This is a genomic window from Gloeocapsopsis sp. IPPAS B-1203 (assembly GCF_002749975.1).
Taxonomy (GTDB): domain Bacteria; phylum Cyanobacteriota; class Cyanobacteriia; order Cyanobacteriales; family Chroococcidiopsidaceae; genus Gloeocapsopsis.
The window spans coordinates 237,186-253,664 of record NZ_PEIG01000003.1 but is presented as its reverse complement, the minus strand read 5'-3'; the positions used below and the strand labels follow the sequence as shown (position 1 = coordinate 253,664).

The following is a 16,479-nucleotide window of genomic DNA, read 5'->3' as shown; positions in this document are numbered from 1 at the left end:
TTGGCGTTAACTAGAAAGTGGAAAACCAGCGGCTAGAATCCAACCGAAGAATAAAGCGCTCGCAAGTGCCGAGATCCACGCTTCTTTGACAAACGCAACTACTAACGAGAGAACAGCAATTAAAGGGGGAAATAAAGGCAATAGGAGAAACATAAAGCCTAATTGGGGCAGAAAGTTCAACGTTAATAGAAAACCACCAATTAAAATGACACTCTGAGCAAACCACCAACCAAATCGGGCATTGGTACTGGTTTCCTGTTGGGCAATACCAGAGGCTAAAAACCAGGGTAGACAAGCAACAGCCAAAGGCAACCAAATTTGCAGTCGCGTAGGAATTAACCACCATTGCAACCAAACAACTTGTGCCATTGCACCAAACGCTATCCACAATAGAGCAAATAAAATCAGTCCCCATTTTGCTGTTCTTAATGTAGGACGTGGCAGACGAGCTAGCAATGCTAACCAAGTAATTCCCGCAACGAAAAACCACAAACTAACGGCTCCGCCTACCTGCACGCCACCTAGACCCGCAAGTTCTATACCGCCTTGATTTAGAAGTGTTACACTGCCCGCAGCAATTAGAGGTGCAAGTAATAACCCACTCCAACGTCTTGACGCAGGAACTTTTTTGAAGTGAGGTTGACGCGGTACAAGACTAGAAGCTACCGCTGTTAGTAGTAGTAACCAACCAAGCAAATGCAAACCATACCAAGCCATGCGGCGATCGCGATAATTGCTAGTACTAGACTGGTTAAAGGTAGCATTGAGCCAACGTAACGCAGCTTGATGGCTGACGTCATTAAATAAAATAGTGATGTGTTCGGCATTGGGAACAATTACCAATTCGCGAGCAGTACCTGCAGCAAAATTATCATTAGTACCTCCACTTGCTGTTAGTAATCGTTCGGCATTAGCAATAAATCGACCTTCCCAACTACCTGCTTGCAGTTGTAAGTTACGCGGTGCTTGAGGTGTGACAGATGCACCTGTTGGCGAAACGGCGATCGCAGCATCAAATAAATCAACCTGCTCAATTCCCGCATTCATCACGATGCCACTTCCCATAGAATGACCTAGTAAAGCTAGGCGAGTGGAATCAACTTCCGGTTGCTCTAGTAAGGCATTTAGTGCCACATTTAGGTTTTGCTGTAATTCAAATCGTTGCAATCGATGAGAGTTTGCGCCATGTCCGTCAAAATCCCATAGCATCGTAGCGTAACCAGCACGAGCCAAAACGTGCGCGTAGCCTAGCATGAGTTGCTTAGAACCTGCATACCCATGTGCAATTAAAACTCCAGGTGCAGCGGTTGCTTGTTGTGGTGCAAGATACAGTAATGGAACATCTCGTTCAAGCGATCGCACAACCAATCCATTTCGGGCTGCAACAATTCCCCACCACGATAGCCCAATCAGTAAAATTGATAGCAGTAATAACAGCCGCCGCCAGCGTTTCAACCGAGTTCTCCAATTTAAGGTTTATTTGATACTACGCTTTTCCTCACTCGCGATGCGTTGGCAACAGAAAATTATCTTTAAATCTATCTCAAAGCATAGTTTTGCAACAGAACTTTCACTTTAAATACAGAGTAGGTTGAGAAGGTGAAGGCGTGAATGATTTAAGCACAGAGTGTAATTCTGTTGAGGAAGTGTTTGTCTTTCCAGCTTCATTTGCCCAACAGCGATTATGGTTCATCGATCAATTAATTCCAGGGGCTTCTCTTTATACAATTCCACTGGTATTTCAACTCACAGGTTCATTGCATCACTCAGCACTAGAACAAAGTGTGCAGGCGATCGCTTGTCGTCACGAAACGCTACGGACAACTTTTGATGTTATCGATGGGGAATTGGTACAGATTATCTCTCCGGCTTTGATGCAACTGCCGTTTGCCTTAATCAATCTTCAAGCATTGCCAACAACCTGCGAACAAGTCGCTTTAGAACAGATCCGCCAAGAAATTCAGCAGCCTTTTAACTTAAAGCAGGGACCGCTATTTCGAGTACACTTATGGCAATTGAACCACTCTGAACATCTGCTGCTGATTCTCCTACACCACATCATTTTTGATGAATGGTCAAGCGGTATTTTCATTCGAGAGTTAGGCAAACTGTATTCTGCGTTTGTGAACAATCAACCTGCTGCACTGCCAGAGTTACCGATTCAATATGCTGATTTTGCCCATTGGCAGCGTGAGTGGTTGCAAGGAGAAGTGTTAAATACTCAATTAAACTACTGGAAACAGCAGTTAAAAGATCTACCAACTTTAAATTTACCTTCTGCTCCTCGCCCTTTGGTTCCAAGTTATCAAGGTGCAAGTCAATTATTAGAGTTACCACAAGAGTTACTTGATGCCTTAGAGGAGTTAAGTCAGCAAGCAGGTGTGACGCTATTTATGGCCTTGTTAGCAGCGTTTCAGACTTTACTGTATCGCTACACTGCACAAACTGATATTGCTGTGGGTTCGCCGATCGCTAATCGTCACCGCAGTGAATTAGAAGGAATTATCGGGTTTCTCGTCAACAATCTTGTTTTACGGACAAATCTAGCAGGCGATCCCTCGTTTCGTGAATTACTAAATCGAGTCAGAGATGTCACGCTAACCGCTTATGCACATCAAGATTTACCGTTTGAAAAGCTTGTAGAAGAACTGCAACCTGTTCGCAGTCTTAGTCAAAATCCTCTATTTCAAGTCGTCTTTGCACTCCAAAATACTCCAATGGAACAACTAGAGTTACCAGGATTAGCTCTTAATCCAGTTGAGTTTGAGGTGAAAACAACACGCTTTGATCTAGAAGTGTATATGTGGAAATGCACAGGTAATTTTAGAAATTTATGGGGCAAAGGATGGCAGCAATCTGACGGGTTACGCGGTGTCGTTATTTACAATACTGATTTATTTGAAGCCGATGCGATCGCCTCCCTGCGACATCACTTTCAGACACTTCTAGCAGCGATTGTGGCAAATCCAGATACGCCTTTATCTTTATTACCGTTATTAACAAGTCAAGAGCAACAGGTGTTATTGAGTGGAAATGGTGTTTGTACTAATTATCCCAAAGTTTGTATTCATCAATTATTTGAAGCACAGGTTAGTCAACAACCACAAGCGATCGCAATCCGTGCACAAAACCAATTTACTTATCAACAATTAAATCAAGGTAGTAATCAACTCGCACGTTATTTGCAGAAATTGGGCAAGTCAGAACGTGTAGGCATTTGTCTAGAACAAGCTACAGAAACCGTTGCTGCAATGCTAGCAGTTCTCAAAGCAGGCGGTGCTTATGTTCCTCTCGACGTTACTTATCCTTCCGAACGACTGCGCTTTTTGGTAGAAGATGCCCAAGTTACATTAATAATAACACATAAAAAAGAAGTATTTTTAAATACACCTAATGTCAAAATAATTGATTTAGCCCAAGAATGGACAGCGATCGCACAAGAATCAGAGGAGAATTTGGATACTCCTTGCAACGTAGATCAGCTAGCTTATGTGATTTATACTTCCGGCTCAACAGGAACGCCCAAAGGAGTGATGGTAACTCACCGCGCAGTTAATCGATTAGTTTGCCAAACTGACTACATAGAAATTGCACCAGGCGATCGCGTTGCTAAGGTAGCAAATATTGCTTTTGATGCGGCGACTTTTGAGATATGGGGCGCATTACTTAATGGTGCTGAGTTAGTAGATATTGAGCGAGAAACAACGCTGTCACCTACAGATTTTAAAACTGCGCTTCAGCAACAGCACATCAATGTCATGTTTTTGACAACAGCATTATTCAATCAAACTGTGGCTGAAGTTCCTAATGCATTCCAACCGTTGAAATATCTCTTATTTGGTGGTGAAGCAGCAACTCCCGATCGCGTCCGCACAGTACTACAACACGGTAAACCTCAGCATCTTATCCATGTTTATGGACCTACAGAAAATACAACATTTTCTACTTGGTATGAAGTGCAAGAAGTGCCAGAAAATGCCATAACAATTCCCATCGGACAGGCAATTGCCAATACTCAAGTTTATGTATTAGATGCCCATTTTAACCCAGTTCCTGCGGGAATCAGTGGGGAAATTTATCTTGGTGGAGATGGGTTAGCACAAGGATATTTCAATCGTCCAGATTTAACTGCAGATAAGTTTTTTCATCCGCTTGATCAAGATAGAAATCTTCGTCTTTATAAAACTGGCGATCGCGCTTGTCGCCGTGCGGATGGCAATCTTGAATTTTTAGGTCGCATTGATAATCAAATTAAAATTCGCGGATTTCGGGTAGAGTTGGGCGAGATTGAGACAGTTCTAGCACAACATCCCAGCGTGCAAACTGCGGTAGTAAACGTGCGCGAAGTTGCTGCTGATCGTCAATTAATTGCTTACTTTGTTCCTCAACCAACAGCAGTCGTTAGCGATCGCGATTTGCGCTCTTTTTTAAAAACGCAACTACCTCAATATATGATTCCTGCGGTGTTTGTATCATTAAAGACACTACCTTTGACAATTAACGGCAAAATTGATCGCCAAGCATTACCGTTACCCATAATTGCACCAGACACAATATTAGTGACTCCTAGTACCTCGGTAGAAAAATCTTTAGTAGATCTGTGGTGTCAACTACTAGGACGTAAACAGGTAGGAATTCACGATAATTTCTTTGAGTTGGGGGGACATTCGCTACTAGCAACACAACTAATCTCCCGCATCCGCGATCGCTTTCAAGTCGAAATTCCACTAAGAAGTTTGTTTGAATCTCCCACAATCGCCCAACTTGCACAGAAAATCGATGCAGTCTCAACAGTGCAAGGGCAAGAAACTCCCGATCATCTCCAGCAGCGACGCGAGGAAATAGAATTATGACCACAATTATTGACTTCCTAGCATATTTAAAAAGTTTAGATGTGCAAGTATCAGTAGAAGGCGATCGCCTGCGTTGTCATGCACCTGAAGGAACTCTCACGCCAGAACTACAACAACAGTTAGTTGAGCGCAAAGCCGAAATTTTAGCACTGCATCAGCAACCTTTGCACTCGACACCGATTCAACCTGCTGCTTGTGCAACAACGTATCCTCTATCATTTGCTCAACAGCGTTTATGGTTTTTATATCAGCTAGCACCCGACAATCCTTTTTATAATGTGCCTGCGGCAATTCGGTTGCAAGGAACACTTCATCAAGCAGCATTAGAGCGCTCATTTAATGAAATTATCCGGCGTCATGCAGCACTGCGTACCACATTTAAAACTGTTGATGGACCTGTTCAAGTCATTGCTGCTCAAGTCAAGCTGACGTTACCTGTAGTGGATTTACAATTTGTACCGCAAGAGGAACGCGATCGCCTCATTCAACAGTTAGCAACTGCTGAAGCACAACGTCCGTTTAATCTCAGTAGCGATCTGCTTTTACGAGTCACGTTGCTGCAATTTGACGTTAATGAGTTTATTTTGCTGCTAACGATGCATCATATTGTAGCAGATGGTTGGTCATTGGGGATACTTGTCCGCGAACTTGCTTGCTTTTATAGTGCTTTTGTGCTAAAGGAAACACCAACATTACCTGCATTACCAATTCAATACACAGACTTTGCTTGCTGGCAACGTAATGAGTTACAAGAATTAGAACAACTGACTTACTGGCGATCGCAATTGCAAGATTTACCAGTGCTAGAGTTACAAGGCGATCGCTCTCGCCCTCCAGTGCAAACTTACCGAGGTGCAACTTATCATTTACAGTTTTCTCCTACCCTTACTCAAGCGTTAGAAACCTTGAGCCAAAAAGCAGGCGTGTCGCTGTTTATGCTGCTGCTAGCCGCCTTTCAAACATTACTCTACCGCCATACAGGGCAAGAAGATATTGCCGTGGGTTCTCCGATTGCGAATCGACATCGCAGTGAACTTGAAAACTTAATTGGCTTTTTTGTCAATAGTTTGGTGTTACGCACAAACTTATCTGGTAATCCGACATTTCGCGAATTACTCCAGCGAGTTCGAGATGTTGCCCTAGCAGCGTATATGCATCAAGACTTGCCATTTGAAAAACTTGTTGAAGAATTAGATCCCCAGCGAGATCTCAGCCGCAATCCGCTCTTTCAAGTAGCATTTGCGCTTCAAAATGCCCCCATGCAGCCTTTAGAATTACCAGGAGTGACACTAGAACCTGTTGCTATAGAACCAGGAACAACGCGGTTCGATCTAGAAGTTCATTTGTGGGAACCAAATCACGGGCTACGCAGCTTTTGGCGATCGCAAGCAGGCTTAAGTGGTTTTATATCTTACAGTACAGATTTATTCGATCGGGATACAATTGGTCGCTTGATAGGACATTTTCAAACTTTACTAAAAGGTATTGTTGCCAATCCAGATGCTCGTTTGTCAGAACTTCCTCTCCTCACCTCTGGAGAACAGCAGCAGTTTTGTGAATGGAACAATACTGCATCAGAAGAACCCATTCAGGAATGCTTTCATCAAATATTTGAGGCGCAAGCACAGCAATTTCCTGAAGCGATCGCCCTCGTTGGGGAACAGGAAACACTTACCTATCAACAGTTAAACCACCGCGCCGATCAACTAGCACAAACATTACAGCAAATTATTCAGCCGAATGACTTAATAGGGTTGTGTGTCGAGCGATCGCCTGATATGGTCGTTGGTATTTTAGGAATTCTCAAAGCAGGTGGTGCTTATGTACCGCTCGATCCTCAGTATCCACAGCACCGCTTGCAATTTATTCTTGAAGATACACAAGTTTCAATTGTACTAACCCAGTCATGGTTAGTTGAAAAAATTCCAGGATCGCTAGCACACTTATGCCTCGATCAACTACCAGAACTCAATCAGAAAAAACCGCGTCAGGTTGTAGGGCGTGACAATCTTGCCTATGTCATCTATACGTCCGGTTCCACAGGTACACCCAAAGGCGTACTAATTACACATCGTAGTTTATGTAATGTTGTTACAGCACAACGTCAAATTTTCCATGCATCACGTCCTCGCGTTTTACAATTTAGCTCTCTCAGTTTCGATGCTTCTGTCTTTGAGATAGCATTAGCATTCGGATCGGGAGGTACGCTTTATATTCCACCTCAATGTGCCCAGTTACCAGGAACAGCACTCATCCAATTTCTGCAAGACAATGCCATTACTCATGCACTGCTGACTCCAGGCGTTTTAAATGTTCTGCCATCTGCAGAACTTCCTGCGCTGCAAACGCTAATTACAGGCGGTGAAGCTTGTTCGCCTCAAATAGTAGATCGCTGGGCAGTAAATCGTCAATTTTTCAATGCGTATGGACCAACAGAAACAACAATTTGGGCAACCGTGGGAGAATTATTTCCAGGACAGCCCATTACAATCGGTCGTCCAGTATTTAACACTCAAGTTCATATTCTAGATGCTGCTTTAAATCAAGTTCCTATCGGTGTACCTGGTGAAATATATATTGGTGGTGCAGGAGTTGCGCACAGCTATCTCAATCGCCCAGAATTAACAACTCAAAAGTTTATTGCCAATCCTTTTGATGATGAATGCCGCAATCCTCGCCTTTATCGCACAGGCGATCGCGCCCGCTATCGTCCTGATGGCACAATTGAGTTTTTAGGGCGGATTGATAACCAGATTAAAATTCGCGGTTTTCGTGTTGAGTTGGGCGAAATTGAAGCAACACTACAGCGACATCCTGCTATACAAGATGCTGTTACTATTGCATTTCAAGCAGCAGCGAACGATTTGCGTTTGATTGCCTATTTTAGTCTCAAGCGTCAGCACATAGAAAAATCCCTGCAAATGCAGCAGGTGCAACACTGGCAAACGCTTTATAACCAAACCTATCAGTCAGTAATCAATGCCAGTGAGTGTGATTTTACTGGTTGGAATAGCAGTTACACCAAACAGCCAATTCCAGTTGAGCAAATGCAAGAATGGGTAAGCGATCGCGTTGAGCAGATTCTGGCACTTCATCCCCAAAAAGTTTTAGAAATCGGTTGTGGAACAGGATTATTGTTGTTTCCCATTGCCCCGCATTGTCAGAGTTATTGGGCAACAGACTTTTCAAACTCTCTAGAAGCGATTAAAAATCAGTCAGATGGCTTAGCTCAAGTTAAACTACTCCATCAAACAGCAACAGATTTTACTGGAATTCCTGCCGCAACATTTGATATTGTGATTCTCAACTCGGTAGTGCAGTATTTTCCTAGTCTAGATTATCTCATACAAGTACTAGAAAAATCCATTGAGGCATTAGCACCAAAAGGTGTGTTGTTTATTGGTGATGTCCGCAGTTTGCCGTTACTGACTGCCTTTCATACTTGGATGCAGGCTTCACAAGCTGATCCAGGATTAGAACAAAAGCAACTCCGACAACAAGTTGAGCGAGCGCGCTTTGAGGAACCTGAATTAGTCATTGATCCGAAGTTTTTTAATGCTTTACGCGATCGCTTTCCCCGAATTCAGCGCGTGCAAATTCACCTGACGCGAGGTCATAGCCATAATGAAATGACACAATTTCGCTACAACGTGTTGCTTCACATGGACGAGGCGGCTACTGTGACTTCAACAACATGGAGGAACTGGAAACAACAGCCACTCACAATCACTGACGTGCAAAATCATTTACAAGAAACTGAACCGGAAATCTTTGGCGTTGCTAACGTTACCAACTCTCGAGTGCATACCGCAGTTCAAACTGCTGACTGGTTATTTCATCAATCTGCGCCAAAAACACTGGGGCGAATGCGTGAATTACACTCTACTGAACTAGCAATTGATCCCCAAGATTGGTGGGAGCTAGAATCTGTATTACCCTACCGCGTAGAAATTGGATGGTCTACGCAACAAACAGGTGATTATGATGTCGTCTTGATTCGGCATGGAGGGGGAGAAGTTGATTTACCTCTTGTTCAGCAGCAAGCACCACCAACCTGGAGTGATTATGCTAATAATCCGCTACAAGCTCAATTTGCGCATCAACTCATTCCTCAACTCCGCGACTATTTGGGGCAAACTTTACCTGAATACGTGATCCCTTCTGTATTTATTCCAATAGAATCATTTAGTCTGACTTCTACGGGTAAAATTGATCGCCGTGCGTTGCCAGACGTGACTTCAACATCAAGGACAACAATTGCATCGCGATCGCCTACAGAATATAAGCTTGCTGAAATTTGGCAAGAATTACATCTTAAATCTACAAGTATTCACGACAACTTTTTTGAATCAGGCGGACATTCTTTACTCGCAACACAACTTGTCTCGCGCGTGCGCGATGTTTTTGGAACTGAAGTGCCGTTGCGTAGGGTGTTTGAATCACCAACGATTGCACAACTAGCTGTTGTCATAGAAGAATTACAAGATACCATTACTCAACAACCCGCCTTAGTTCGACTCGATCGAGCATCACACCGCCGATTGCGATCGTCGTTAACAACTGACAAGTCAGCCCAAATACAAACTCAAACTTCATCACAGCAGCAGGTTACAGAAGTTTGGTCGCCATTAGTCCTCCTCACAAAGGGAAATCACAAGCAACCCTTTTTCTGCGTTCATCCGATTTTTGGCATTGTCTTTCCTTACTTGGAGTTAGCACATCACTTAAGAAACGGCGATGGCGCAAAGCGCAGCACCGGAAGCGATCGCAGTTTCTATGGACTGCAACCTTTAGGATTAGATGGCAAACACACTCCCTTTCAACAAATTGAAGCGATGGCAAGGTATTACATCCAAGCCATTCAAACTGTGCAACCGCATGGTCCCTATTTCCTCGGCGGTTGGTCTTTCGGGGGACTTGTTGCTTTTGAGATGGCGCAACAACTAACGCAGTTAGGACACGAAGTCGCACTTTTGGCAATTCTAGATACTCCAGCACCAATCTCTGCCAACCAACCATCCCTTGGTCACAGCCTAAAGCTTCTCCTCAAAACAGCAATTTGGTCTACGCTGCCGTTTTTACTAGATTATAGTGCGATTGTCACAAATCTAACTCGCCGCCGACGTCACAATTGGTTTTCTCGCTGGCAATGGTTAGCGATCGCCAATTTGATTCCTGAAGAGTCACAATTACGGTTAGTTGATGAATCTGCGATCGCGCCAATGTTGCGGATTTATTACGCCAATAGCCAAGCAGCATATCGCTATACATCACAAAATTACCCTAACCGCATTACGCTATTTAAAACTGATGATTCCTCTCACCACCAAGATTCAACACTAGGTTGGAGTCAACTAGCTAAAGATATCCAAGTTCATCAAGTACCAGGAAATCATCTTTCTATGCTGAAGCAGCCTCACGTTCAAAACCTAGCACAACAGTTGCAACAATATCTTTGATACCGTTTCACTTTAAAGTTACGACATCTGAGGAGCAGAGGAGGTATAGAAAGTGCTTCCAAAAACAAAGTCCCCCACGTGTGGGGGATTTAGGGGGCTTCTCTACGCCTCACACTTGAGCTAGAGAACTTGTCTATACACCGCAGGTATATAGGGAGAACAGCCGATTAGCTTGCAATGTACTCTTGTACATTTGCTCTCCGGCGACGCAGGTGTGCTAAAGCTTGATGCTCTAGTTGTCTTACTCGTTCGCGGCTAAGATTAAGACGTTCGCCTACTTTTGCTAGAGAAAGTTCGTTACCATCTTGTAATCCAAATCGCAGGTTCAAGACTTCTCGCTGTTGCGGGGTTAATTCCGCCATCAGATGATCTAAATCCTGGCGTAGCGACTCTTGAGTCATGTAATGCTCTGGAGATGGTCCTTCATCTTCTAGCAAGTCTTGTAACTCTGTGTCTTGGTTATCGCCAACACGAACATCTAGAGAAACTGGCTGACGGGCAAGATTTAAGTACTCGCGAATTTGGCTTGGTTCAAGTTCTAACTCCGTTGCAATTTCTGCTGGGGTAGGACTACGACCTAAACGCTGTGCCAATTCTCGTTGGACTTTCTTAATCTTATTCAGTTTTTCTGTGATGTGGATAGGTAGACGAATTGTGCGGGCTTGTTGAGCGATCGCACGGGTAATTGCCTGGCGAATCCACCAATATGCGTAGGTGGAAAACTTATAACCGCGTGTAGGGTCGAACTTTTCAACACCACGCTCAAGTCCCATTGTCCCTTCCTGAATCAAGTCCAGGAATTCCATGTTACGCTTTTGATACTTTTTGGCGATCGCAACTACTAAGCGCAAGTTTGCCTCGATCATCTTCTGCTTAGCTCGTTGTCCCCGCCGCACAACGTCGTGTATATCAGCTTCAGACATTTTCACATGTGAAGCCCACTCTTGTGCTGTTGGTTCGCGGTGCAATTTTTTTGCTAAAGCTTCTTTGGCATCTAGCACAGACATCATTTGCTGCACCTGTTTGCCGTAGATAATTTCTTGCTCACGAGTTAGTAGTGGTACACGACCGATCTCGCGCAAATAAGTGCGCACCATATCAGCCGTGAATCGGGTGTTGGTGTTTTCTTCGGTTGGGGTGTTAACAGTGGGCATTGGTGCGTCGTCAACTCCGTAAACAAATCAGATACTTTTTGGCTGGGACAGAGGGGAAAAGGGATTGCAAACTTTATATCAGGAACATTAACTAAATCTCGGTGGATAAGCATCCTACAGAAGATGTAGAGACGATAATCCCTTGGGGATGTTTCCCCGCGTATTCAGGTTTATTGTTGCTGTAGAGTCACACTCGCTTGGTCAAGCTAGAAATTTATCAATCTACTACATCCCATTAAGTTGAAGTCATAATGACTTTGTTATTAATCTTATAGTAAATTTCAAGAAGAGTAAAGCCTAACAGGCATTAAAGAAAAATAAACATTGTAACTATTACTATGATGACTTAGCTAGCCCTCAAGTGAATGCTCATCAGTATCGGGATAACCGAAGTCTAGATGGGGTACATTCCACATTGATTGTTTGTATGCTGTCTTGATGTGGGGAAGTTGGGAGTTACGAGTTCTTAGTGTTGAGCTTAAGAGAGTGATGAATGTTAAGTGTTGAGTTAAGAATGCCACAAGGTCTTCTCATAACTCATAATTCAAAACTCAAGAATAATTGCCTGCGGCACCTTTGGCAAGCGAACGATTCAAACTTCAAAATAAGCCAGTAGCTGTAATGGTAATGACAGGATAGGAACTAATAACTTTCTGAACGTTAACAAAAGCTTATATATTACTATACTATTAAGATACATTAAGATTTCCGTAATTCCACGAATTAAATTTGTGGATATATATCTTTAGATAGTTGTATATATCTTGAAATAATAAACTGGTGAGATTGAGGTAGATGAAAATTCTCGTTTTGACTTGGGAGTTTCCACCTCGAATTGTTGGGGGAATTGCCCGCCACGTAGCGGAGTTGTATCCAGAACTTGTCAAGCTTGGGCATGAAATTCATTTAATGACAGTAGAATTTGGGCAAGCACCTTTATATGAAGTTGTAGATGGAATTCATGTACACCGCTTACCAGTAGCGCCAGCTCACGACTTTTTTCACTGGGTAGTGAATTTTAACGAGAGTATGGGGCATCATGGAGCAAAACTGATGCTAGAGGATGGTCCTTTTGACATCATTCATGCGCATGACTGGCTAGTAGGAGATGCCGCGATCGCCCTTAAGCATAACTTCAAAGTTCCTTTAATTGCCACAATCCATGCAACTGAACACGGTCGTCACAATGGCATTCACAACGATATTCAGCAGTATATTGACGGTAAGGAAAAGCTATTAGCATACAACGCTTGGCGAGTGATAGTATGTACCGACTATATGCGTCGAGAAGTTGAATGGGCGCTACAAACTCCTTGGAACAAAATTGACGTTATCTTTAACGGTATTCGTCCTGAGAAAAAGCATCACCATAAATTTGATGCGATGAACTTGCGTCGCCAGTTTGCCGAGGATGGAGAAAGTATTGTGTACTATGTAGGTCGCATGACCTATGAAAAAGGTGTTTCAGTGTTACTCAATGCCGCTCCCAAAGTTTTGTGGGAAATGGAGGGTCGTGTTAAGTTTGTCATGGTTGGTGGTGGTCATGTTGACCACTTGAAACGCCAAGCGTGGGATCTAGGAATCTGGGATAAGTGCTATTTCACAGGTTTCATGAGTGACGAACCACTTAATAAATTTCAAACAATCGCAGATTGTGCTGTATTTCCCAGCCTCTACGAACCTTTTGGAATTGTCGCATTAGAAAGCTTTGCCGCAAGAGTTCCTGTCGTAGTCTCTGATACAGGCGGTTTACCAGAAGTTGTTCAGCACACGAAGACTGGGATTGTGACTTGGACAAACAATCCAGATTCTCTTGCTTGGGGAATTTTGGAGATCTTAAAGCATCCTGGTTACAAACAATGGTTGATTGATAATGCTTACGAAGATTTAGAGCGACGGTTTAATTGGTATAAATTAGCACAGCGAACTGAGAATGTTTACAATCAGGTGATAGAAGAGCGATCGCAAGTTTTTTGGATGTAGATTTCCTGCGACTGAGTTTGGGCTACTCAAACAAGGTTTACCTGCGCATACTATAGCGATTGGAGTATTAACACCACCTTTGTGGATCAGATTTATTAAGCTGCGAATTTATTTGCCAAGCTAGCAGCAATTTTCTGCAGTATACACTGAACGAATTTGCTGGCGTACACTCATGAGAATTTTTCCTAGATGGTTTTGACCTGTTTTGTTTACACCACAACCCCAGTAATAATCAGTAGGTGAGTTTTCGACAAGGATCGTATCTCCAGTCGAAAGTAAAATCGCTTGAATATCTTTGTGTGTTAGAAATTTGCGTAAGACAGCTTCTCGCATCACAGGGATTTTAACTTGTTCCCAATCGGGACGTACTTGGCGCGTGCAATCACGTCCTAAAGCGGCTGCTTCTTCTGGAGTTTTTACTGCATAAATCACAGGAATGATTGTTGTAGCTTCTGCTGTTCCAACAAACTTTTGTGCTTGATAATAGTGCTCTACGGTTTGCCAATGTTTATCCTGTAAGAAAACTCCGTGAGGTGAAAAATTAGAAAAACAGCCATAAGGCTCATTCACCTTGTAAAAGTAAATAGTCATCTTCCACACATCTTGTACATGCCCATTATCATGCCTATAGATAGAGCAAGCACCATATTTTATTTTTTAAATTAAGTGGCAGCAAGTACTACCAGTTGGTAACTGTTTCTTTTTAGAACAGCATCGTTAGGTAATTGAGGTTTTCAGATGGATGCGCGAGACGAGACGCAACACTACAGCCCATTGGTTGTAGCTGGTGTTTTCCTTGGTCTAGGTTTAGGAGGGTTCTTTGATGGTATTCTACTGCACCAAATTCTCCAATGGCATCATATGCTAAGTAGTATTCGCCCTGCGACAACTGTTCCGGCATTAGAGCTAAATATGGTTGGAGATGGTTTGTTTGAGGCGGGTACGTGGTTGATGACAATTGTGGGAATTGTTTTACTTTGGCAAGCAGGGAAGCGCGATCGTGTACCTTGGTCGTCTCGTGTTTTTTTTGGCTCGATTCTTGTCGGTGCAGGAACATTTAATTTAGTAGAAGGATTGATTGATCATCAGATTCTTGGTATTCACCACGTCAAACCAGGAACAAACGAGTTCATTTGGGATGTCGGCTTTCTCGTTGTTGGAGCAATTCTTGTCATAATTGGATGGCTTTTCGTTCGTGCTGGGCAAGAGGCGATCGCAAGCAAATGATCATAGATTAGAATCTATGATGCTTGAAATGGCAATAGTGTAAGTTTTTACCAAAAATCGCACTTGCGATTACTTTTTAATCTCCGGTTCTTTACTCAGCTTTTAGTAGCTAGGGTTTGCAGTTTAAAACATTTCTATTTTAATTGCTCTCTGATGTCAAAAAAAATAGATACAATTCAGGTTTTATTTTTGATAAAGCTTGTAATCTAGGCAGAGCAAGACTTGTTTTATGTAAGTCTCGGTTTTACTTAAGCTTTTAACCACACATTTTTTGACTTAAACTTTTAAAATTTTGCTCTTGCTTTTCTAAATTTGCTGTGCAATACTGCTACTTACAACCAAATAACGGTATTCCTACCAAATTACCGTAGATTATAGGATAAGTACATGAGTAAGCTATCTGTCCAAAATTTGGTTACGAGTCAGTACACCAAAAAAAGCCGAGATGTAGATATTAGGACACAAACACAACGCCGACCAAATATTATTTTGATTCTTGCAGATGATTTAGGATATGGCGATCTTGGCTGTTATGGACAGAAGCAGATTAAAACACCATCACTCGACCAAATGGCGAGAGAGGGAATGCGTTTTACTGACTTTTACTCTGGCAGTACAGTTTGCGCTCCTTCCCGTTGTACGCTAATGACTGGCTATCATACAGGTCATTGCCGGATACGTGGTAACAACGGCGCAGATGATATTTCCCTACTAGCAGAAGACATTACCGTAGCCGAGATTCTCAAAGCAGCAGGGTACAGCACTGCAATGTTTGGTAAATGGGGTTTAGGTGGAACTGGTTCTACAGGAGAGCCACATCTGAAAGGATTTGATGAATGGTTTGGCTACCTAAATCACGTACATGCCCATGATTATTATCCAAGCTATCTTTGGAGAAATCAGCAAAAAATTCCAATTTCACCAGGTACGTACTCGCATAATTTGTTTACTCACGAAGCGCTGGATTTTATTCGACGCAAGCAAGACGAGGCATTTTTCTTATATTTACCCTACACCATCCCTCATGCTAATAATGAGTTGGGGGATGAGGGAATGCAAGTACCAAGTGATGCTCCCTATTCTCAAGAACCTTGGCCACAACAGCAAAAAAATTACGCTGCGATGATTTCTCTTCTAGACGCAGACGTAGGTAAAATTTTGGCATTGTTAGCAGAACTAGGTTTAGAGGAAGATACAATAGTTTTCTTTAGCAGCGACAATGGACCACACGAAGAAGGTGGTGCTACCGCAGAATTCTTTAATAGTAATGGCTCGCTCAATGGCATTAAACGCGATTTATATGATGGCGGCGTTCGCGTACCAATGATTGTTCGTTGGTTAGGAACAATTCAACCAGGAGAATATCATCAGCCTTATGCACTATGGGACTTTCTACCAACCGTAACAGAAATTGCAAGAATTCCAACACCTAAAGGTATTGATGGTATATCAATGCTACCTGCACTTCTGAGTCAACCAGCAAACAACCATGAATTTCTCTACTGGGAATTTCACGAACGAGGCTTTGAGCAAGCAATTCGGATGAATCGATGGAAAGCTGTACGTCATGGACTTGACCAACCAATCGAACTGTATGACCTAGAAAAGGATGTAAGCGAACAGCGTAATGTCGCAAATAAGTATCCTGAAATTGTACGTAGAATTGCAGATATTTTGCAGAGTCAGAATTTACGTGTAGAATCTTCAGAATTCCCTATTTTTTCTAAACTTTATCCAGCACATCTTTCGTTAGCCAAAGGGCATATGCCAGATAAATTATCTGCGTAAACAAAGATATTAATA

The 16,479-nt window shown here is 42.8% G+C and carries 9 protein-coding genes; 5 read left to right on the top strand and 4 right to left on the bottom strand.

Features of this window, described 5'->3' with window-relative positions:
* Positions 1-6: 6 nt before the first annotated feature.
* On the bottom strand, positions 7-1,455 hold the full coding sequence (locus tag CSQ79_RS07135) for an alpha/beta hydrolase (RefSeq protein WP_099700489.1): 1,449 nt from the start codon (positions 1,453-1,455) through the stop codon (positions 7-9).
* Positions 1,456-1,607: 152 nt separating this feature from the next.
* Here CSQ79_RS07135 and CSQ79_RS07130 point away from each other — a divergent pair, with 152 nt between their 5' ends.
* Both CSQ79_RS07130 and CSQ79_RS07125 read left to right on the top strand, forming a co-directional pair.
* Positions 1,608-4,853, top strand: coding sequence for a non-ribosomal peptide synthetase (locus CSQ79_RS07130; protein ID WP_099700488.1), 3,246 nt, complete (start codon positions 1,608-1,610; stop codon positions 4,851-4,853).
* A complete protein-coding gene (locus CSQ79_RS07125) occupies positions 4,850-10,312 on the top strand; it encodes a non-ribosomal peptide synthetase (protein ID WP_099700487.1) in 5,463 nt (1,820 codons plus the stop codon). Before CSQ79_RS07130 ends, CSQ79_RS07125 begins: the two co-directional genes overlap by 4 nt.
* A gap of 167 nt (positions 10,313-10,479) precedes the next feature.
* Here CSQ79_RS07125 and CSQ79_RS07120 read toward each other — a convergent pair whose 3' ends face one another.
* Together CSQ79_RS07120 and CSQ79_RS27490 are read right to left on the bottom strand one after the other, a co-directional pair.
* Complete coding sequence (locus CSQ79_RS07120; RefSeq protein WP_099700486.1) at positions 10,480-11,466, bottom strand: RNA polymerase sigma factor, RpoD/SigA family; 987 nt, start codon at positions 11,464-11,466, stop codon at positions 10,480-10,482.
* Between the two features lie 350 nt (positions 11,467-11,816).
* On the bottom strand, positions 11,817-11,987 hold the full coding sequence (locus CSQ79_RS27490; protein WP_289500758.1) for a hypothetical protein: 171 nt from the start codon (positions 11,985-11,987) through the stop codon (positions 11,817-11,819).
* Positions 11,988-12,261: 274 nt separating this feature from the next.
* On the opposite strand from CSQ79_RS27490, the gene CSQ79_RS07115 reads away from it, so the two are divergent.
* Positions 12,262-13,449, top strand: coding sequence for a glycosyltransferase family 4 protein (locus CSQ79_RS07115; RefSeq protein WP_099700485.1), 1,188 nt, complete (start codon positions 12,262-12,264; stop codon positions 13,447-13,449).
* A 120-nt stretch (positions 13,450-13,569) separates the two neighbouring features.
* On the opposite strand, the gene ybiA is transcribed toward CSQ79_RS07115, so the two are convergent.
* On the bottom strand, positions 13,570-14,040 hold the full coding sequence (gene ybiA, locus CSQ79_RS07110; RefSeq protein WP_099700484.1) for a riboflavin biosynthesis intermediates N-glycosidase: 471 nt from the start codon (positions 14,038-14,040) through the stop codon (positions 13,570-13,572).
* 147 nt (positions 14,041-14,187) lie between these two features.
* Here ybiA and CSQ79_RS07105 point away from each other — a divergent pair, with 147 nt between their 5' ends.
* Both CSQ79_RS07105 and CSQ79_RS07100 read left to right on the top strand, forming a co-directional pair.
* Entirely contained in the window at positions 14,188-14,676 is a 489-nt protein-coding gene (locus CSQ79_RS07105; RefSeq protein WP_099700483.1) for a DUF2243 domain-containing protein, read from the top strand.
* A gap of 387 nt (positions 14,677-15,063) precedes the next feature.
* Positions 15,064-16,464 (top strand): arylsulfatase, encoded by a 1,401-nt coding sequence (locus CSQ79_RS07100; protein WP_099700482.1) that lies wholly within the window; start codon positions 15,064-15,066, stop codon positions 16,462-16,464.
* Positions 16,465-16,479: the final 15 nt, after the last annotated feature.